This is a genomic window from Mesorhizobium sp. BR1-1-2 (assembly GCF_020165435.1).
Classification (GTDB): domain Bacteria; phylum Pseudomonadota; class Alphaproteobacteria; order Rhizobiales; family Rhizobiaceae; genus Mesorhizobium.
Genome location: NZ_JAIUID010000002.1, coordinates 382,466 through 402,171, shown reverse-complemented (window position 1 = coordinate 402,171; position 19,706 = coordinate 382,466). Strand labels below are relative to the sequence as shown.

18 protein-coding genes and 1 tRNA gene are annotated in these 19,706 nt (G+C 61.6%); 9 read left to right on the top strand and 10 right to left on the bottom strand.

What is annotated here, in order from left to right; all coding sequences use genetic code 11:
• Nucleotides 1-35: 35 nt before the first annotated feature.
• From LB551_RS05345 to LB551_RS05325, 5 genes are all read right to left on the bottom strand, one after another.
• On the bottom strand, nt 36-530 hold the full coding sequence (locus tag LB551_RS05345; protein WP_224658459.1) for a hypothetical protein: 495 nt from the start codon (nt 528-530) through the stop codon (nt 36-38).
• A 330-nt stretch (nt 531-860) separates the two neighbouring features.
• A complete protein-coding gene (locus LB551_RS05340; protein WP_224658458.1) occupies nt 861-1,838 on the bottom strand; it encodes a hypothetical protein in 978 nt (325 codons plus the stop codon).
• Nucleotides 1,839-2,000: 162 nt separating this feature from the next.
• Nucleotides 2,001-2,486: a hypothetical protein gene (locus LB551_RS05335; protein ID WP_224658457.1), complete on the bottom strand. Its 486-nt coding sequence runs from the start codon at nt 2,484-2,486 to the stop codon at nt 2,001-2,003.
• A gap of 481 nt (nt 2,487-2,967) precedes the next feature.
• A tRNA-Gln gene (locus LB551_RS05330) sits at nt 2,968-3,041 on the bottom strand.
• 123 nt (nt 3,042-3,164) lie between these two features.
• Nucleotides 3,165-4,097: a lysylphosphatidylglycerol synthase domain-containing protein gene (locus tag LB551_RS05325; protein ID WP_224658456.1), complete on the bottom strand. Its 933-nt coding sequence runs from the start codon at nt 4,095-4,097 to the stop codon at nt 3,165-3,167.
• 402 nt (nt 4,098-4,499) lie between these two features.
• Between LB551_RS05325 and LB551_RS05320 the strand changes: the two genes are divergently transcribed.
• The gene (locus LB551_RS05320) at nt 4,500-5,846 is read left to right on the top strand and encodes a Ppx/GppA phosphatase family protein (RefSeq protein ID WP_224658455.1); all 1,347 of its coding nucleotides are present in this window, start codon (nt 4,500-4,502) and stop codon (nt 5,844-5,846) included.
• Between the two features lie 25 nt (nt 5,847-5,871).
• On the top strand, nt 5,872-6,585 hold the full coding sequence (locus LB551_RS05315; protein ID WP_224658454.1) for an RlmE family RNA methyltransferase: 714 nt from the start codon (nt 5,872-5,874) through the stop codon (nt 6,583-6,585).
• Between the two features lie 160 nt (nt 6,586-6,745).
• Here LB551_RS05315 and LB551_RS05310 read toward each other — a convergent pair whose 3' ends face one another.
• A complete protein-coding gene (locus LB551_RS05310; protein WP_224658453.1) occupies nt 6,746-8,167 on the bottom strand; it encodes an MFS transporter in 1,422 nt (473 codons plus the stop codon).
• Between the two features lie 209 nt (nt 8,168-8,376).
• Here LB551_RS05310 and LB551_RS05305 point away from each other — a divergent pair, with 209 nt between their 5' ends.
• From LB551_RS05305 to LB551_RS05285, 5 genes are all read left to right on the top strand, one after another.
• Nucleotides 8,377-8,622 carry a type II toxin-antitoxin system Phd/YefM family antitoxin gene (locus tag LB551_RS05305; protein WP_140549120.1) on the top strand — a complete coding sequence of 82 codons (246 nt, stop codon included), beginning with the start codon at nt 8,377-8,379 and terminating at the stop codon, nt 8,620-8,622.
• Nucleotides 8,619-9,068: a PIN domain-containing protein gene (locus LB551_RS05300; RefSeq protein ID WP_224658452.1), complete on the top strand. Its 450-nt coding sequence runs from the start codon at nt 8,619-8,621 to the stop codon at nt 9,066-9,068. Before LB551_RS05305 ends, LB551_RS05300 begins: the two co-directional genes overlap by 4 nt.
• A gap of 138 nt (nt 9,069-9,206) precedes the next feature.
• A complete protein-coding gene (gene guaB / locus LB551_RS05295) occupies nt 9,207-10,709 on the top strand; it encodes an IMP dehydrogenase (protein ID WP_224622580.1) in 1,503 nt (500 codons plus the stop codon).
• The gene (locus LB551_RS05290; protein ID WP_140549118.1) at nt 10,660-11,289 is read left to right on the top strand and encodes a hypothetical protein; all 630 of its coding nucleotides are present in this window, start codon (nt 10,660-10,662) and stop codon (nt 11,287-11,289) included. Before guaB ends, LB551_RS05290 begins: the two co-directional genes overlap by 50 nt.
• A 28-nt stretch (nt 11,290-11,317) precedes the next feature.
• On the top strand, nt 11,318-11,737 hold the full coding sequence (locus LB551_RS05285) for an MAPEG family protein (RefSeq protein ID WP_224658451.1): 420 nt from the start codon (nt 11,318-11,320) through the stop codon (nt 11,735-11,737).
• Nucleotides 11,738-11,771: 34 nt separating this feature from the next.
• Here the strand turns inward: LB551_RS05285 and rnd are convergent, their stop codons facing one another.
• From rnd to LB551_RS05270, 3 genes are all read right to left on the bottom strand, one after another.
• The gene (rnd, locus tag LB551_RS05280; protein ID WP_224622574.1) at nt 11,772-12,923 is read right to left on the bottom strand and encodes a ribonuclease D; all 1,152 of its coding nucleotides are present in this window, start codon (nt 12,921-12,923) and stop codon (nt 11,772-11,774) included.
• Between the two features lie 74 nt (nt 12,924-12,997).
• Nucleotides 12,998-14,239 carry an MFS transporter gene (locus tag LB551_RS05275; RefSeq protein WP_224658450.1) on the bottom strand — a complete coding sequence of 414 codons (1,242 nt, stop codon included), beginning with the start codon at nt 14,237-14,239 and terminating at the stop codon, nt 12,998-13,000.
• A 96-nt stretch (nt 14,240-14,335) separates the two neighbouring features.
• Nucleotides 14,336-15,247, bottom strand: coding sequence for a DMT family transporter (locus tag LB551_RS05270; protein ID WP_224658449.1), 912 nt, complete (start codon nt 15,245-15,247; stop codon nt 14,336-14,338).
• A gap of 119 nt (nt 15,248-15,366) precedes the next feature.
• Between LB551_RS05270 and LB551_RS05265 the strand changes: the two genes are divergently transcribed.
• Nucleotides 15,367-16,206: a LysR family transcriptional regulator gene (locus tag LB551_RS05265; RefSeq protein WP_263495698.1), complete on the top strand. Its 840-nt coding sequence runs from the start codon at nt 15,367-15,369 to the stop codon at nt 16,204-16,206.
• A 366-nt stretch (nt 16,207-16,572) separates the two neighbouring features.
• Entirely contained in the window at nt 16,573-18,363 is a 1,791-nt protein-coding gene (aspS, locus tag LB551_RS05260; protein WP_181172369.1) for an aspartate--tRNA ligase, read from the top strand.
• Nucleotides 18,364-18,487: 124 nt separating this feature from the next.
• Here the strand turns inward: aspS and LB551_RS05255 are convergent, their stop codons facing one another.
• The gene (locus tag LB551_RS05255) at nt 18,488-19,678 is read right to left on the bottom strand and encodes a hypothetical protein (RefSeq protein ID WP_224658447.1); all 1,191 of its coding nucleotides are present in this window, start codon (nt 19,676-19,678) and stop codon (nt 18,488-18,490) included.
• Between the last annotated feature and the right edge of the window lie 28 nt (nt 19,679-19,706).

Sequence of the window (19,706 nt, the reverse complement as noted above, 5' to 3'; positions counted from 1 at the left end):
ACGCCGGGCTCACCCGCACCGGTGCCGAACGCCCCTCAACTGCCAAGCTTGGCCTTGTTTTGTTTGCGTGCATAGACGACGCATGCGTCGACGGCGCTGACACACAGCCCATCGCGGCGGTTTGGAAGGTTGTTGTCGCCGGCATAGGCCACCTCAGCCACACGGCCATCGACGATGCGCACCTGTGTGTTGCAATAACCGCCCGGAGCGACATTCAACGAACCGCCGACGGAAGGGATAGGGCCCACCGCGAAGGTAGGAAGCACGACATTGACATTGCCCCGCTGCACCGCGCGCTCGTAGCTCCAGATTTGCCCCGATGCTCCTTCGTCGGCGGTGGCGGTGGGGAATCCCGCGCACATTCGCAGATCCGCTTCGCTGAGACCGACCATTTCCTTTTTGGCGGCTGCCGTCGTGGGATCCTCTTTCGCAAGCTTGGACGTATCGTCGGGAACGACGCAGGACCAGAGCGTGACCATGCCGGTGAGAAGAAACAGGATAGCCGGTAGTCGAATCCCGCGAGACGCCAAAACCGCTCTCCGATCTGCTGGATTGTTCGCCCGCCCTTCACGGAGGTAAGAGGCCGCCCCGATATTTCAACCCGTGATGATCGGGCTGCCGGTTGGAACGCGAGACGCGTTCGCCGGTGTCATGCCGGCCGATATTCTGGCATCGGCTAGCACTAAGCTTAAAGCCGACGGGACGTTCGAGATCGGCTAGTTCCGCCGATTGAGCCAAACAAGGGCGCGGCTCGTCGCCGCGCCCTTTCTTCACCATGGCAGCAACTTAAAAAGTGCGGCCGCCGCTCACCCTGGCGGGCTTTTCAATCTTATTAGAAGCGGAGTTTCATCCTTGGCAGATTATGTGCCGTCCGGCGTGGCCCTGGGTTTACTGAGCAATTCAGTTCGCCCAGCACCGCCCCAATCGTTCTCGCGCGTATAACTAAGTTCTCGAACAGCCTCTACAAACGCCGGTGGTCTTCCCGCGAGAAGTGCCCCGTTACTGTCCCGCCCTGCCATGAATTCTAGGCGATAGCCTCTGTCTTTAGCCTTGAAAAGATGGTGGGCAAATTGTGTGAAGGATGATTGCCAACCTGCTTTAGACTGTTGCCCGGCTATTTTCTCATACTCTTTTATTACTTCCTCAATTATTTGGTCGGACTGCTTCTCGAGTTCTTTTTCAAGCTCGTCCGCTTTCTTGTCGTCAAGGCCTTTCTCGATTAACGTAGAAATTGCGCTTTTTATCTCTTGAGAATCCTTCATGTATTTCTGGAACCGCGTCCATATAAGAAGTATTACAAGAAGGAATTTCCAATCAATTGCGACTGCAATTGATAAGTCGACGTTATCGACACTGATAATCGTTGGCCTTTCTTCGTCGCTAAATTCAGCAGATACACGGTTAAATAACTTAAAAAACCAATCGATCTCTTCTGTTAATTCGAAGGTTGTCGATTTCAATGACGCAATTGGAAAGGTTATTTCGACTGAATCCTGAGCGCCATGATTCTCTCCACCTTTAGCAAAGGGAGAATTTGCTTGAACGTAGGCGTTAACTCTGCCAAGTGCTTCAGAAGCATTTTGGATAACAAATACGGACACCTGACTCTGATCGTCCTTGACGATATCATAAACTTCAAGTAGCTTTTGGTATTGCCCGATTTCGCGGAGTAACTTACGTTCCTCGAAGTCAAGATCCTCAAACAGCCGTATGAATTCAGAACTCCACTGTTTAGGCGTGTTCCGCGATCCGGATTGCAAACTGGCTTGAAGTAATTTGTATTTACTAATGTTCGCTTGCAAGCGAGCAGCAGCGTTATAGGCGTCTTTTATATTCATGAACCTGCCCCAAGATAGATTGCCCGTCGCAACCGACCATAGGCAGAGCCGGCCGTCAAGATTCGTTGGGAGGCGTCCACTCGCGCATGGCGTCCTGGCTGCTGGTGATGTTGTAGAGATTGCACATGCTTTCGATTTGGCTGATATGATCCAATTTCGTGGTTAGGAATGCGCCTTCACCAAGTCGGGAATACGTCGCATTATCTCTTCCGGAGAGATACCCTCCGAATTCCAATCTTTGATCGTCTGGTGATACTTTTCGACGTTTTCCTGTCGAACGCCAGCGCTGAAAGCAATTAGCTCACCTGCGGCCGTGTGGCAGTCCCGAATGATTCCGCGTTGAAGATCGGGGTCGATGTAGCCTCCAATGCGGAAAGACACATTCTCGTCAATTTGCTCAAGTGTCAGCGTCTCGCCCGTTCCGCCCACGTGAGTAAAAGTGCTCAGCATCGAATAGCGTTTGCGCGCTTGCTCCGCATCGTGCCCTAACGCCTCTAGGCGTTTACGCACTTCGACCGGGCGCAAAGACTTCTCTGGATCGAGGAAGGTGGAGGCCTCCTCGGGTTTCAACGAAATTAGTCGGCTGTATTGCAGGGCTTCGAAGGCTGTCTTGAGGCAACCCATTGCGTCCAAAATCAGCCCATGCACGCAAGCCGCATCGCTGCATAGCTCGAGTTCGAAAATCTACAAATAATAAATAATTTCGAAACAGTGAAATCACTTTCGCTGGCGGTTATAATCTGGTTATAGTAATAATCTTGATCATCGCAACGATGGCGAGACCGTTGGAAGCGTGCATTATGTCGTCGTGAAAAATTATGCGACGAAGCATATTCGCATGCATTAGAAAATGCTTTTAGATCGTAATATATTCGTTCGCTTATTTTCCCAGAGTCTTTGTATTTGATGCGCGTTATGCCTTCTTTGTCCTTGTATGTCTTTCCAAAGAATCTGAATCGGTCCATGCCTCTTCACCCCCAGTCCCGCGCCTGAGTTCTAACATTCATGGGCTGCCTGATCCGGCGAGAAGCCAAACGGTAGGGACGATCCCTAATTTGATCCCTAGATTAGCCTACATCAGAAAATTGAATTCCTTGTAAGCCATTGATTTTGTTGCAGAAAAGAAAGCTGGCTGGGGAACCTGGATTCGAACCAGGACTAACGGAGTCAGAGTCCGTGGGTCTACCGTTAACCTATTCCCCAGCAGGCGTGGTCATGAACCGCGCGGGCCGAGCGGCTGAGCCGCTGTGAGCGCTGCCTTGTAGCCGCCAGCAGAAAATAGTCAAGCCTGCCGGTGTTTCAATTGTGATGTTTCGGCACGGCTTTTCAATTGCCTGTCCGCCCGAACTGCGAGCGCTCGAAGTAGAGCACGATGCCCAGGCCCAGAAACAGCGGGACGATGAGATAAAACAGCCGGAACACCAGCAGGGCCGCCAGCACGCCCACGGGGTCCATGTCGGAAAGCCCGGCCAGGAACACCACCTCGAACACGCCCAGCCCGCCCGGCGCGTGCGAGATCTGCGCGATCGCGAAGGAGACGAGGAACACGCCGAGAACGACGAAATAGCCGGGGTTGTGGGGCTCGGGCAAGGCAAAGAAGATGATCGCGGCTGCCGCCACCAGCTCAATCGGGCCGATCAGCAATTGCCGCGCCACGATCGGCAGCGCCGGATAGTGAAGCTGGAAACTGCCGATCTTGAGCGGTCTCAGATGCAGCCAGCTGCCGAAGATGTAGGCGGCGACGACGGCAAGCATGACGATGCCCGCAGCACGCGAGAGGCCGTGATGGGCAATGCCCGAAAAGCGATCGATGATCTGCGGCTCGAACACCAGAACGAGGCCGGAGGCAAGCACCGTCGACAGCACGAAAGTAATCCAGCAGATCGCCACCAGCACGCCGACATCCTGTCCGCTCAATCCCCTCGTGCCGTAGGCGCGGTAGCGAATGACGGCGCCCGAAAACACCGAGCCGCCGATATTGTGCGACAGCGCGTAGGTGGTGAAGGAGCACAGCGTGACGAACAGCCACGACACGCGTTTGCCGATATGCAGGAGCGCGATGTGGTCGTATCCGGCGAGCGAGGCATAGGCGACAACCGAGCTCAGCCCCGCCAGGATCCAGCCGCTCGCCGGGATCGCTGCAATACCGTCCCAGACATCGTCGAGCGAAATGCCGCGCAATTCGTGCCAGAGCAGCAGGAGCGAGAAAATCACCGCCCCGATGCCGACGACCGGCCAGAAATAGCGTCTCCAGTTCATTGCCTGATTGCCATGCGTTGCGGGTCCGTTTCCTTCGCTGTCATCGCGGGAAAGCGGTCGGCGATTCCGATCGCTTTGCCCCCTCATTTCAGAAATGCCTCATCGAAGCCGGCTATTCAACCGCCGGGCCTTGCCGCTCTGGCAAGAGCCGGAAAATCGGCAACCGAGCCGGAATATCGGCCCGGCCATGCGGCCGTCCCTGCATGCATTTGTGCTGAAAGTCGCTGTTTGCCCCCACTTTGCGTAAGACGCGGCGGCAGGCGGTTTGCGGACAGCCGGCAAAATTCGTGCCACGCGGCACTTGGTGATCCGGGCCGGCGCTGTTAGTCTGGCGGCAACTTGAAACAAAGAAGCGCCTGCTGCGTCCGTTCGCCGGTTCGCGCGGCGCCGGAAGGAACGACAGTGGAAGACCGCGACACCGGCGCCGGCGCGCCGGAGGTGGGCGCGTCCAGCGCTTCCCCGGAGCCGGCAGGCCTGGGGACCGCCAAATGGCAGCAACGCCGCCCGACGGAGCCACGCTCCGCCGACGGGCAGGCGAGCGACGCGAACCATCATCAAAAGGGCAAGCCCAAGAAAAGACGCAAACGCCGGCGCGGGCGCAAGGTTTTTGCGCGCGACGGTGTTCGTCCCGCGGTGAACGGAGCGCCGGCGCCCGGTCCTGGCGCGGCGCCTGCACCCGCGGGCATAGCCTCGCCGCCCATCGCGGTGGCGCGGCCCGAACCGGGGGCTCGTCGGCCGCCAATGCCGGAACTGCCGGTATTCGCCGCACTCGACCTCGGCACCAACAATTGCCGGCTGCTGGTCGCCGTGCCGGCGCGTCATGGCCAGTTTCGCGTCATCGACGCCTTTTCGCGCATCGTGCGCCTGGGCGAGGGGCTCACGGCCAATGGCCGGCTCGGCCAACCGGCGATGGACCGCGCGGTCGAGGCCCTGAAGGTCTGCGGCGAGAAACTGCGCAACCGCAAGATCAGGAAGGCGCGGCTGATCGCCACCGAGGCCTGCCGCTCGGCGGCGAACGGCGTCGAATTCCTGGAGCGCGTCGAGCGCGAGGCGGGCTTGAAGCTCGAAATCATCGACCGGCAGACCGAAGCCCGGCTCGCGGTATCAGGCTGCGGTTCGCTGGTCGAGCGCGACACGCAGGGCGTCGTGCTGTTCGACATCGGCGGCGGCTCCTCCGAGATCGCGCTGATCGATCTCACCGGCCGCCGCTCGCCGCGGCTTGCCAACCACATCGTGTCGTGGACGTCGCTGCCGGTCGGCGTCGTCTCGCTGGCCGAGCGTTTCGGTGGCCGCACGGTGACGCGCGAAATTTTTGGCGCCATGGTCGACGACGTCGCAGCCCGGCTCGCCGCCTTCGACGGGCGTGACAGGCTAAGCCACCTCAAGGCCAGCCCGAACTTTCATCTGCTGGGCACTTCCGGAACGGTGACGACGCTGGCCGGCGTCCATCTCGATCTCGAACGCTACGACCGCCGCCGCGTCGACGGCCTGTGGATGGACAGGGACAGCGTCGACCGCATGGTCGAAAAGCTGGTCGGCTGGGATTTCCAGCAGCGCGTAGCCAACCCCTGCATCGGCGCCGATCGCGCCGACCTGGTGCTGGCCGGCTGCGCCATCCTGGAAGCGATCCGCGCCGTGTGGCCGTCGGAGCGGCTGCGCGTCGCCGACCGTGGCCTGCGCGAGGGCATATTGAGCGAGCTGATGGCCGATGACGGCGTCTGGCGCAACGATGGACGCGGCAGGACATGATCCCGCTCAAAAAAGAAATCAACCAATGACCAAGAAACCGGAAAAGCCGGGCTCGGCCGGCATTCGCGTGCTGAAGACGCGGATCAAGAAGAAAAGCGGGCTGAAGGAATCGTCGCGCCGCTGGCTGCAGCGCCACATCAACGATCCCTACGTCCAACGCTCCAAGGCTGACGGCTACCGCTCGCGCGCGGCCTACAAGCTGATTGAGATCGACGACAAGCACCATCTGCTGAAACCCGGCATGAAGGTGATCGACCTTGGTGCGGCCCCCGGCGGCTGGTGCCAGGTCGCGGCCGCACGGACCAAATCGACGGCGGAAAATCCGCATGTCGTCGGCATCGACTATCTCGAGATGGACGCGGTGCCCGGCGCGCCGGTGCTGTTGATGGATTTCCTCGACCCTGAAGCGCCGCGCAAGCTGGCCGAGGCGCTGGGCGGCGATCCCGATATCGTGCTGTCCGACATGGCGGCGCCCACCACCGGCCACAAGCGAACCGACCACATCCGCACCATGCATCTGTGCGAGGTCGCGGCCGATTTCGCGCTGTCAGTGCTGAAGCCCGGCGGTCATTTCCTGGCCAAGACGTTCCAGGGCGGCGCCGAAAACGAGCTGCTCTCGATGCTGAAGAAGAATTTCCGCTCCGTCCACCACGTCAAGCCGCCTGCGTCGCGCGATGAATCGGTGGAGCTGTATCTACTGGCAAAGGATTTCAAAGGAAGAGAGGCGGGCCGCGAGTAACGTCTTCCCTTCTCCCCTTGTGGGAGAAGGTGGCCTCGCGCAGCGAGGTCGGATGAGGGGTGTTCCAGGGAACGGTATGTCTCACTCCGCTGGAACACCCCTCAACCGTCTCGGCGCTGCGCGCCGATCCACCTTCTCCCACAAGGGAGAAGGGAAAAGCTCACTCCCCCGGCGACCTCACCGGTTCCAACGGCTTGGGAATGGTCAGGCGGCCGTGGCCCGATACGGCGTTGCCGGCATCGGGTGCCAGCCGCATGAACGACAGCGATGCGGCGGCGGAAATTGCCGCGACGATGAAGAAGGCGGTGTGGAAATCGGCCAGTGTCAGCGACCTGCCATGGATATTCGTCGATATTTCCAGGATGCCGCCGGCAACCGCCACGCCGAGCGCGATCGACAGTTGCTGGAACACGGCGGCGATCGGCGTCGCCTTGCTCGTGTCCTCGGCCGAAACCTCGGCGTAAGCGAGGGCGTTGATCCCGGTGAAGAACATCGAGCGGATGAAGCCGCCGACCAAAAGCATGGCGAGCATCAGGAGATAGGGCGTGTCGGGCGTGAACAGCCCGTTGACGGCGATCGACGCGGCCGCCACCAGCGAGCCGACGATCAGCACGCGACGAAAGCCGACGACGCGGAAGATCAGCGCTGTGACGAATTTCATGCCGATGGCGCCGATCGCGGAGACGAAGGTGATCATGCCGGACTGGAACGGCGTCAGCCCGAAACCGATCTGGAACATCAGCGGTAGCAGGAACGGCACGGCGCCGATGCCGATGCGAAACAGTCCGCCGCCAAGCACCGAGGAGCGGAATACCTGGTTGCGGAACAAGTCGAGCGCCAGCAGGGGGTTCCTGGCACGGCGCGCATGCATGAGGTAGAGAGCGCCCGACACCAGCCCGACGCCCACGGTGATGAAGCCGGTCGCCGGCGGCAGATAGGGCAAGCTGATCACTGACAGGCCGAACACGACGCCGGACGCCGCCAGCCCGCTCAGCACGAAGCCGATGAAATCGAGCGGCGGCGTCTCCATCGATTCGGTTTCAGGCAGGAAGCGGGTGGCCAGCCAGATGCCGATCAGGCCGATCGGCACATTGATCAGGAAGATCCAGTGCCAGGTGAAGTAGGTGGTGATGAAGCCGCCGATCGGCGGTCCGACCAGCGGGCCAACCAATGCCGGCACGGTCAGCCAGGACATCGCCGCGACAAGTTCGCTCTTGGGCGTGGCGCGCACCAGCACCAGGCGCCCGACCGGCGTCATCATGGCGCCTCCTATGCCTTGCAGGAAACGCGACACCACGAAGGCCGGCAGCGAGCCGGAAACGGCGCAGGCGACCGAACCGACGATGAACACCGCGATCGCGGCGCGGAAAACGTTCTTGGCGCCGAAGCGATCCGCCATCCAGCCGCTGATCGGAATGAAGATCGCCAGCGACACAAGATAGGAGGTCAACGCCAGCTTGAGCGCGATCGGGCTGGTGTGGATGTCGAGGGCGATCGCCGGCAGCGATGTCGCGATGACGGTCGAATCCATGTTTTCCATGAAAAGAGCGACCGCCAATATGAGCGGAATGGTTCGGTTCAAAGGAACGCGTCCGGGCTTGATTCCAGATGTTGCCGACCGGGAGTTTGCCGGCAGGCAGGGCGGTTATCACGGCTGGACACCAATGTCGTGTTAAATTGCTGTCACTTTTATGAGACCGCAACCTCCGGTGGCGGCTGCGATACACAATTACTTGCAAAAAGTGGGCACTATCACTATTGTAGTGAAAATAACTACAGGGCGTTATGATTATGGAAGAGGCCGTTTCGGCAGCCGATGCCAATCGCAGATTTTCTCGCATCCTGCGTGAGGTACGCGAGGGCCAGAGCTATGTCGTGACAAGCCATGGCCGGCCGGTGGCACGGATCGTGCCTGCGGAGAGGCACGAAGGCGTGGCCTCCCGCTCGCGCGCGGCATTGCTGTCGCGGCTCGAACGGCAGCCGATTGCCAATGCAGGACGCTGGACCCGCGATGAGCTCTACGAGGATGACCTGTGAGGGTCGCGCTCGACACCAACATTCTTGCCTACGCAGAGGGCGTTAACAACGTAGACAAACGCGACCAGGTTCTTGAACTGCTGCGCAAGGTTCCACAAGATGCTGCCATTGTTCCAGTCCAGGTCCTGGGCGAACTGTTCAATGTCCTCGTCCGCAAGGCCGGAAGGTCGCGCCAGGAGGCTCGGGATGCGCTGCTTAGCTGGCGCGACGCGTTCCCGGTTGCCGGGACGACGCCGGAGATGATGACGATGGCTGTCGATCTTGCGGCGGACCATCGCTTCGGCATCTGGGATGCAGTCATTCTTTCCGCTGCATCCCAAACGGGTTGCCGGCTGCTTCTGTCGGAAGACCTGCAGGACGGCTTCACCTGGGGCGGTGTAACCGTCGTCAATCCCTTTGCATCGCCGCGTCACGCTTTGCTGGATGCTTTCCTTGGTTCGCAATAGAAGCTGAAGCGTCTGCAACGATCGGCTTTTCTTCCGTGCCGGGACGTGGTACCAGCCACCGCCAATCCTGAAAGGGAAGAAGAGAGTCGCGCTGTCCATCCCGGTCCAGCGCTTTTCCCGCATTCACAAGGGCTGGCCATGGCAAAAATCATCGAAACGTCCACCGGCGCGCTGGCGCTGACCTTTGACGACGTGCTTTTGCAGCCCGGCCACTCCGAGGTCATGCCCGGCCAGACCGACATCCGCACCCGGATTGCCGGCGACATCGACCTCAACGTGCCGATCCTGTCGGCGGCCATGGACACCGTCACCGAGGCAAGGCTAGCCATCGCCATGGCGCAGGCCGGTGGCATCGGCGTCATTCACCGCAATTTCTCGCCGGCCGAGCAGGCCGAGCAGGTGCGGCAGGTGAAGAAATTCGAATCCGGCATGGTGGTCAACCCGGTCACCATCGGTCCCGACGCGACGCTCGCCGACGCGTTGTCGCTGATGCGCACCTACTCGATCTCGGGCATTCCGGTTGTCGAGAATGGCGGCTCCGGCGGCCACAAGAGCGGCCGGCTGGTCGGCATCCTGACCAATCGCGACGTGCGCTTCGCCTCCGATCCGGCGCAGAAGGTCTACGAATTGATGACCCGTGAGAACCTGATCACGGTCAAGGAGAATGTCGACCAGGACGAGGCCAAGCGGCTTCTGCATCAGCATCGCATCGAAAAGCTCGTCGTCGTCGACAAGCAGGGCAATTGCGTCGGCCTGATCACCGTCAAGGACATCGAGAAATCGCAGCTCAACCCGCATGCCACCAAGGACGCCCAGGGGCGTCTGCGCGCGGCCGCCGCCACCAGCGTCGGCGACGACGGTTTCGAGCGCGCCGAGCGCCTGATCGAGGCAGGCGTCGACCTTCTGGTCATCGACACCGCGCATGGCCATTCGCAGCGCGTCCTTGACGCCGTCACGCGGGCGAAAAAACTCTCCAATTCGGTGCGTATCCTGGCCGGCAACGTCGCCACCGCCGAGGGCACAAAGGCGCTGATCGACGCCGGCGCCGATGCCGTCAAGGTCGGCATCGGCCCCGGCTCCATCTGCACCACCCGCATCGTCGCCGGCGTCGGCGTTCCACAGCTTTCGGCCATCATGTCGGCGGTGGAGACCGCGCACAAATCGGGCGCCTCGGTGATCGCCGATGGCGGCATCAAATATTCCGGCGATCTGGCCAAGGCGCTTGCCGCCGGCGCCAGTGCCGCCATGATCGGCTCGCTGCTTGCCGGCACCGATGAAAGCCCCGGCGAGGTCTATCTGCACCAGGGCCGCTCGTTCAAGGCCTATCGCGGCATGGGTTCGGTTGGCGCCATGGCGCGCGGCTCGGCCGACCGATACTTCCAGGCGGAGGTTCGCGACACGCTGAAACTGGTGCCGGAAGGCATTGAAGGGCAGGTTCCCTACAAAGGACCTGTGTCTGGCGTGCTGCACCAGCTTGCAGGCGGCCTGAAAGCCGCTATGGGTTATGTCGGTGGCCGCGACCTTGCCGATTTCCGCGAACGCGCCACCTTTGTGCGCATATCCAACGCCGGACTTCGTGAAAGCCACGCCCATGACGTCACGATCACCCGCGAAAGCCCCAACTATCCCGGCGGAGCCTGATCGGCCCGACCAGGACACGTTCTGGCGCAATCTGGCCGCGACCATCCTGCGGCTGTCGCGCCACGCTGCCGCCCTTTGCACCGCATCGGTGGCGGTTTTCATCGCCATGACGCTCATGGAGTTCTTCTATTTCCGCCAGTTGAGCGGCGGTTTGCCGTCGCTCGACATGCGCGTTTTCGGCTTCACGCCGGATGAAGGCATGGCCTGGCTGACGGCGCTCGGCCGGCGCGGCGGCGAGATCATCCTGGTCTGGCACTATCTGACCTTCGATCTTCTGTTCCCCGCGCTGTTGTCGGTGACGCTGGTCAGCCTGATCCTGGCAACGGGAAGGCGGTTGAGGAATTTCCGCGTGCTTCCGGGCCAGATACAATCGATCTTCGCACTAATCCTGGTGCTGCCCTACACGATCGCCAACTACGCCCAGAACATCGCCGTGGCCCGCCTTCTGTCGGATTTCCTATCGGCCAATCCCGATTCCCTGGCTCTCGCCTCGGCGCTGATCGTCACCAAATTCGCGCTGCTCGCAATTCCAGTGATCATCATTGCCGTCTTCTGGCTGGTGGCCCAGAAACAGAATTGACCTGTGGGTACGGGGCAGGGGAGGGTTCATGAACCAGACATCGATTTTCTGGCCCATTCTGGCGCACGTGCTGCTGGTCTACATCGTCTATGGCGTCATGGCCCGGCGCAGATATGTCGCCATCGAATCGGGCGAAGCCAAAGTCAGCCAGTACAAGGCGCGCTCGACCGAGCCGGCCTCCTGCGTGACCGTTGCCAGCAATCTCAGCAATCAGTTCGAACTGCCGGTGCTTTTCTATGTGCTGTGCCTGATGTTGCACCTCACCAACGGCGTCAACTATTTGACCTTGGCGCTGATGTGGATCTTCGTCGCGACCCGCTATGTTCACGCCTGGGTTCACCTGAGCAGCAACAATCTGCTCCTGCGCAGCCGGTCTTTCTTCCTGGGGGCAGTGATTCTTTTGCTGGGCTGGATCTGGTTCGCGCTGCATCTGCTCGGGGTGGTTTGAGCAGTACCCTCCCTTTGCGGCAGGGGCGTTCCGCCTACAAATCGAATACCGCTATTTTGCGCTTGTCGAACTTGATGCCGATCTCGCCGCGCACCAGCTTCAGCGCCGCCTCTCCGAACACGGCCCGGCGCCAGCCTTGCAGCGCGGGCACGTCGGCATCCTCGCCCTCGGCGGCGATACGGTCGATATCGTCGCTGGACGCCAGGACCTTCGAGGCGACGCCTTGCTTTTCGGCCACGATCCTGAGCAGCACCTTCAACAGTTCCGCGGCGGCACTCGAGCCCTCCGGTGGCTGGAAGGTCTTCGGCAGTTTCGGCATTTGCTCCTTGGGCAATGCAAGGGCGGTATTGACAGCGCCGAGCAGCGCCGTCGCCGTCGAGGAGCGTTCCCAGCCCTTGGGCGTCGTGCGCAGCTTGGCGAGCGCTGCCGCGTCGCGCGGCGCCTGCTGCGCCACCTCATAGATCGCGTCGTCCTTGAGCACCCGGCCGCGGGGTACGTCGCGTTCGCGCGCCTCGCGTTCGCGCCATGCCGCCACGGCCTGCACGATCGCCAGCTCCTGCGGTTTGCGCAGCCGCATCTTCAGCCGCTTCCAGGCATCCTCCGGATGCGGATCGTAGGTTTCGCGCGAGGTCAGGACGTCCATCTCCTCGTTCAGCCAGTGGGCGCGGTTCTCCCGCTCGAGTTCGGCGCTGAGATGCTGGTAGACCTCGATGAGATGGGTGACGTCGGCAAGCGCATAGTCGAGCTGCTTTTCGGACAGCGGCCGGTGGCGCCAGTCGGTGAAGCGCGAGGACTTGTCGAGCCGCGCGCCGGTCACGCGCTGCACGAGCTGATCGTAGGAAACGCTGTCGCCGAACCCGCAGACCATCGCCGCAACCTGGGTATCGAACACCGGATGGGGAACGAGATCGCCGAGATGGACGATGATTTCGATGTCCTGCCGCGCGGCATGGAAGACTTTGACCACAGCTTCGTTGGCCATCAGCCTGAAAAACGGCTTCAGGTCGATGTCTGGCGACAGCGGATCGATCAGCGCCGTTATGCCGGGCGCCGCCATCTGGATCAGGCACAGGATCGGCCAGAAGGTCGTTTCCCGGATGAATTCGGTGTCGACGGTGACGAAATCCGATTTTTCGAAAGCGGCGAGAACGGTCTCGAGTTCTTTTTGGGTGGTGATGACGTGCATCAAATCGCTTTTGGCAGGAGTAGGGTCTTCCTAGATTTCAGCCGGAAAGGCTTTCGTCAAGCTTTGGCGCTGCGTCACGGTCCGTCCGTCCCGTCCGGATCGCCGTTTCTTCTCGCCAGCCGGGCGAAAACCGTCGAGGTGCGCAAAAGCGCCGTGAAGCGGCTGCGCTTGCCAGCCGGCACGCCCGACCGCGCCCGCATCCGATAGAGGATGACGGCGATGAAGATCGCATAGAGCAGGGCGCTGAACACGAAGAGCGCGCTCGGGCCAAAATACTGCATTGCCGTCGAGGCGGCGAAAGGGCCGCCAATGGCGCCGAAGGAATAGAACAGCATCAAGGCAGCGTTGATCAGAACGAATTCGCCTGCGCCGGCGCGGTCGTTGGAGTGCGCCGCCGACAGCGAATAGAGCGGCATGGCGAAACAGCCGAAGATGAAGATGATGATGAAATTCAGAAACGGGTCGGCTCCCGCCACGAACGCCAGCGCCAGTGCTGCCAGCATGGCGCAGCAGGTCGTCGCCAGCAGCACCGAGCGCCGGTCCCAGCGATCGGAGAGATAGCCCAACGGGTATTGGATGAGAGCGCCGCCGAATATGCCGACGCTGACGAAGGTGACGACATCGGCGACCGACATGCCGATCTGCTCGGCATAGACCGGCGAAAGCGTGCGGAACGCGCTGTTGGTGACCCCGACGGCGATGCAGCCGAAACAGCCGAGCGGCGAGATCCGCCAGACGCGCGCCAGGTCGAGCTTGACGTCTTCCGGCGGCGTCGGGTTGGAGCGGTCGCCGAGCGACACCGGCACCGACAGCGTGATCATCATCGACATGATGGCGAAGATGGCGAAACCGCCCGCGCCGAAGATCGGGATGAGGAACTGCGCGCCGGTGACCGAGCCGATGTCTACCATGCGGTAGATGGCAAGCACGCGGGCGCGGTCCTTGTTGCTGACCCCGGAGTTGAGCCAGGCCTCCATCACCGTGAACAGGCCGGCGAAGCAGAAGCCGCCGGCAAAACGCACCGCGCACCACATCACCGGGTCGATGACCAGAACCAGGAGCAATGTGCCGGCCGATGCGGCCGCCGCCAGCGCCGAGAAGGTCCTGACATGGCCGACCGCCTTCAGGATGCGGGTGACGGCTAGGCAGCCGAGCAGGAAGCCGGCGAAATAGAACGTGCCCATCAGGCCGATGTCGGAAGCCGAAAAACCTTCCTGCGCGCCGCGCAGCGCGATCAGCGTGCTTTGCAGCCCATTGCCGCCGAGCAGGATGCCTGCGGCGATGAGGAGCGGGATCAGCGGACGGATGGAGGACATCAGGCGATCACATGACTGTGATCCCTTCTTGAACCATCGTTTCCGTCAATGCCAGCGGCAATTCCCCGGACTAACAGAATGTGCCCGCCTTTCCGTTCAAGGACGCCGGCGACTGCTTTCACCACGTCCCACGGCGAACCCGCCGGCTGCTCCCGACGCGATGGCTATTCCCGCCAGGACCGCGATGAGCCCGACAATCAGGTTTGCATTGACTTGCTCGCCGAGAAAGACCGCGCCGAAGATCGATGCCGTCACGGGATTCACGGCAACCGAAACGGCAACCAGCGTTGGCGGCGCACGTTCAAGCGCGAACGCCCAGAGGAAGAAAACGAGGGCGCCGCAAATTACGGCCAGGTATCCGCTGGCAACCCATTGAGACCCGTCAAGCGCGGCAAGTCGCGTCAGGCCTCCAGTCAAAATCGACAGCGCCAACAGGCAGGCCGTGCCGACGGCCATGCCAGACGCGGCGAATGATGTCGGCGCGCAGCGGGAGAGAAAGGGTCGCGACCAGACATTGTAGAGCGCCATGCAGAATGCCGCCGCGATCATCAGGAGGTCTCCGCGCCATGCGCCCTGGGGAGCTGTCGTCAGGCTGCTGCCAAGCGCGACAGCCACTCCGGCCATCGCGACCAGGACGCCGACGATCTTGCGCGTCGTCGGCGGTTCGATCCCCAGAACCGCACCCGCCAGCATGGTGAGCACGGGCAGCGTCGAAAGCGCCAGAGCTCCTCGCGCCGCCGTCGTGTAGACAAGGGCCCCGTTGAAGAGCACCGGGAACAGGCCGAAGAACAGCAGGCCCAATACGGCGGCGCCCGGCCAGTCGCTTTTCGCAGGCCACTTGTCCCGCCGCAGAAGCGCTACGGCGGCGAGCACCAGAAAACCACCCCCGAACCGGACCGCGCCGATGGTGAGCGGATCCAGCGAACGCGCGAGATAGCGCGTTGCACCGACGGCGGTGCCGCCAAAGGCGCTGGAGAGAATCGCCGCGAGCACGCCTCCAGTTTCCATCGCTTCCCCCCTGTCAGTTCGGAGCCCAGCGGTATCGGGCAAACCGGGTAAAAGGAATCGAATAAATGCAATGAGCTTGATAAGCTTGCGCTATGAGCAGTCGGAGTCTCGATCCGGAATTGTTGCGGGCTTTCGTCGTCGTTGCCGAGCGGCTCTCTTTCACGCGAGCCGCCGAGCAGCTCAATCGAACGCAAGCCACCGTCAGCTTGCAGGTGAAGCGCCTTGAAGAGCGCCTCGACATTTCGCTGTTCCGTCGCTCGACGGCCCATGTCGAGCTTACGGCCGCCGGGGAGGGGTTTCTGATCGACGCACGCCGCATTCTTGCACTTAACGAGCAGGCGATTGCCCGTGTCTCCAACCAACAGGTGGCGGGACGCATCCGGATCGGCGTCATGGAGGACTACGGCACCAAGATCCTGCCACGCCTCCTCGCCGATATCGCCGTTCGATTTCCGCTCATGCAGGTCGAAATGGAGATCGGCCTCACCGCGCGGCTGCTGAAACGGCTCGGCTCATCATTTGACGCGGTCATCGCCATGCATCCGGAAGGTGCGGCCGAGGGCGATCTGATATGCCGCGAAAGGGCGATATGGGCGGCGGCGAGGACCCACTCTGTCGAGGAACTCGATCCACTGCCCGTCGCGTTGTCGGACCCTGATTGCTTGTTTCGCGCGTGGGCGGTTGAGGCGCTCGACAGAGCGGGCCGGCCGTGGCGACTGGCCTATGTCAGCCCGAGCCTTGCCGCGACGGAGGCGATCGTCGAGCAGGGCCTTGCGGTTACCGTGGTCAAGGGCAGCATGCTCGCGCCCGGCCTGCGCGATGTCCATCCTGGCCCTTATGTGCCGCCGCTGCCCGGGGCGGAGATCCGCCTTCATCAGGCCGCAACATCCTCCGCAAGCACCGCATTGGTCATCGGTCACCTCGCGCGGCGCCTGCGGCTGTCGAGCCTTGGCTCATAGGGTGACCCGGGCCGGGACGGAGTGGTTCAATCCAAGGCTTCCGAAACTCGGGTTTAAGAAATCCGACGACGGCCAGTCCGCTGGTGCCTGTCCGCTGGCGCCTTGACAGGTGAGGGCAGTTAATGCTACAAATTACCTATGGTGCTGATTTGCGCCAGTGACCCGCCACCCAGGCGGGTTTTTCCGTTTAATGCTCCGTCAGCCAGCGCGCCGGCGAACGCTCCAAAGGTAACTCCGTGAACACGGGTTCGTTGCCTGGCCCTCCGCCCACTCGCCTTGACAAACCCGGCCTCCCATGCGCTTTTCGCGCAAATTTTCAGGCGGGCTTCGGCCTGCAACCCAGCACCCCGGACCTTACCAATGACAATGCACCGTTACCGCAGCCATACCTGTGCCCAGTTGAGGAAGAGCGATGTCGGCAGTTCCGTTCGCCTGTCGGGCTGGGTGCATCGCGTACGCGACCACGGCGGCCTGCTGTTCATCGACCTGCGCGACCACTATGGCCTGACCCAAATCGTCGCCGATCCCGATTCGCCGGCCTTCAAGATCGCCGAGACGGTGCGCGGCGAGTGGGTGATCCGCGTCGACGGCGAGGTCAAGGCGCGCTTGCCTGAAACCACCAATGCCAACCTGCCGACCGGCGAGATCGAGATTTTCGCGCGCGAGATCGAAGTGCTTTCGGCGGCCAAGGAATTGCCGCTTCCGGTGTTCGGCGAGCCGGACTATCCGGAGGACATCAGGTTGAAATACCGTTTCCTCGACCTGCGCCGCGAGACGCTGCACAGGAACATCGTGGCGCGCACGAAGATCATCGCCGAGATGCGCAAGCGCATGGGCGAGGTCGGCTTCACCGAATTCTCGACGCCGATCCTCACCGCATCGTCGCCCGAAGGCGCGCGCGACTTCCTGGTGCCGTCACGCATTCACCCCGGCACCTTCTATGCGCTGCCGCAGGCGCCGCAGCAGTACAAACAGCTCATCATGGTCTCGGGTTTCGACCGTTATTTCCAGATCGCCCCCTGCTTCCGCGACGAGGATCCGCGCGCCGACCGCCTGCCCGGCGAATTCTACCAGCTCGACCTCGAAATGAGCTTTGTCGAGCAGGATGACGTGCTTTCCACCATGGCGCCGGTGATGACATCGGTCTTCGAGGCCTTTGCCAACGGCAAGCCCGTCACAAAGGACTGGCCGCGCATTCCCTATGATGTTGCGATGCGCAAATACGGTACCGACAAGCCGGATCTGCGCAACCCGATCGAGATGCAGGCGGTCTCCGACCATTTTCGTGATTCCGGCTTCAAGGTCTTCGCCAACATCCTGGCCAACGATCCCAAGGCCGAGGTCTGGGGCATTCCGGCCAGGACCGGGGGCAGCCGTGCCTTCTGCGACCGCATGAACAGCTGGGCGCAAGGCGAGGGGCAGCCCGGATTGGGCTACATCTTCTGGCGCAAGGAAGGCGAGAAAATCGAAGGCGCGGGTCCGCTTGCCAAGAACATCGGCGAGGAGCGCACCGAGGCGATCCGTCTTCAACTGGGCCTTGCCGATGGCGATGCCGCCTTCTTCGTCGCCGGCGATCCCAGGAAATTCGTCTCCTTCGCGGGCGCTGCTCGCACCCGCGCCGGCGAGGAACTGAACCTTGTAGACCGCGACCGTTTCGAGCTGTGCTGGATCGTCGACTTTCCGTTCTTCGAGTGGAACGAGGACGAGAAGAAGATCGATTTCGCCCATAACCCGTTTTCGATGCCGCAGGGGGGCATCGACGCCCTCAACAACCAGGAGCCGCTCGGCATCAAGGCATTCCAGTACGACGCCGTGTGCAACGGCTTCGAGATCGCCTCGGGCGGCATCCGCAACCATTTGCCCGAAACCATGGTCAAGGCCTTTGAGATGGTCGGGCTGGATCGCCAGACCGTCGAAGAACGCTTTGGCGGCCTCTACCGTGCGTTCCAGTACGGCGCGCCGCCGCACGGCGGAGCGGCGTTCGGCATCGACCGGGTGGTGATGTTGCTGGTGGGAGCCAAGAACCTGCGTGAGATCACCATGTTCCCGATGAACCAGCAGGCTTACGACCTGTTGATGAATGCGCCGTCGGAAGCCACGCCGCAGCAGCTTCGCGACTTGTCGCTGCGTGTCGCGCCGATCAAGAAAGAGGCATGATGGCGCTTCGGACGGCGCTTTAAAGAATCCTCCGAAGCGACTCGTTCGATTTGAGAATCCCAGACAAAAGCCCGGCATCGCTGCCGGGCTTTTCGCATCCTGAAGCAAGTCGAGGTCGCTTCGATCAGTCTTCGTTGGCCTTGACGGTGACGCCGAGCGTCTTCGGCAGGTCGGTTGGATTGGACATGGCGCCCGCCATGATCAGCGCGAACGGCACCGACGCCGACGGCTTGGCCGAGATTTCGAGGCTCTTCGGGTCGTCGAGATATTTGCCGACCGCCGCCGTTACCTGCGCCGTCAGCTCGGGATTGTTGAGCTGCGCCATGCCGAACGGCACGATCGCCTTGGCCTGGTTGGCGATGTCCTTGCCCGACATGCCTTGCTGCTTGCCGACATAGTCCAGCACCTTGTTGGTCAGCGAATCGTCGTCGAAGCGGATCGAGGCGCTGTTGAAGGAAAGCTGCTGCAGCAGCCCGAGCATGGCCATGCCTTGTGCGGAATTGTCGGCGCCTTCAGGCCGCGCCGCCATCTTCTTCTGCATTTCCTGCAGCGACTTGATGAAATCGAGCGTGTAGCCGCCCAGGTCGAAGGTCATGCCGAGCGTGCCGGCATTCTCGACCGAAATGTTGTATTTCGACAGCTCCATCTTGCCGTCCGTGGGCTGCCAGGTGCCGGCCATCTCGAAATTGCCCGCAATGTTCTGGTAGCCGAGTGCGTTGATGACCTCCTTCGACTTGGGATCCTCGACCAGCGTCAGGTCGGCATTGAACTTCTCGGTGGTGCCGGTGAATTCCATCGCCTTGCCGTCCGCCGGCGGCGTGATCTGGATGGCAAGCCCATCCATAGAGAAAGCCGTCTTGTCGGCGACCTTGACCGTCATGTTCGACAGTTCAGCGGACTTGTACATCATCAGCGAGCCCAGCGGGCCGCTGGCGCCTTCGGCCGGAACCATCATGTCATGGATGACGAAGGGGCTGAGATTGAGGGTGACGCCGTCCTTGCTGTGTTCGAAGGCCGAGGTCGACACGGTTGCGATATCATAGCCGCCATTGGCTTCGGTCACGCCTTCGAGTTTGACGTCGCCGATCGGAAAGGCTTCTTTTTCCGCGCCCGGTTTGATGGATACGCCCTGCAACACCATGCTGGCGTTGTCGCCGGTCACGCCGGTCCAGGAGATGTTGACGCCCTGCGCGGCAAGTGCCGCCTTCAGCCGGTCGGCGACCGCGGTGTCCTGGGCGAGCGCCGCGTTCAGCGGCAGTGTGAGCAAGAAGGTCGAAAAGGCGAATTTCCTGAGAGTCGAGCGTTTGATTGTCATCGCGAATGCCCCTGCGAGTGTCCTGAAA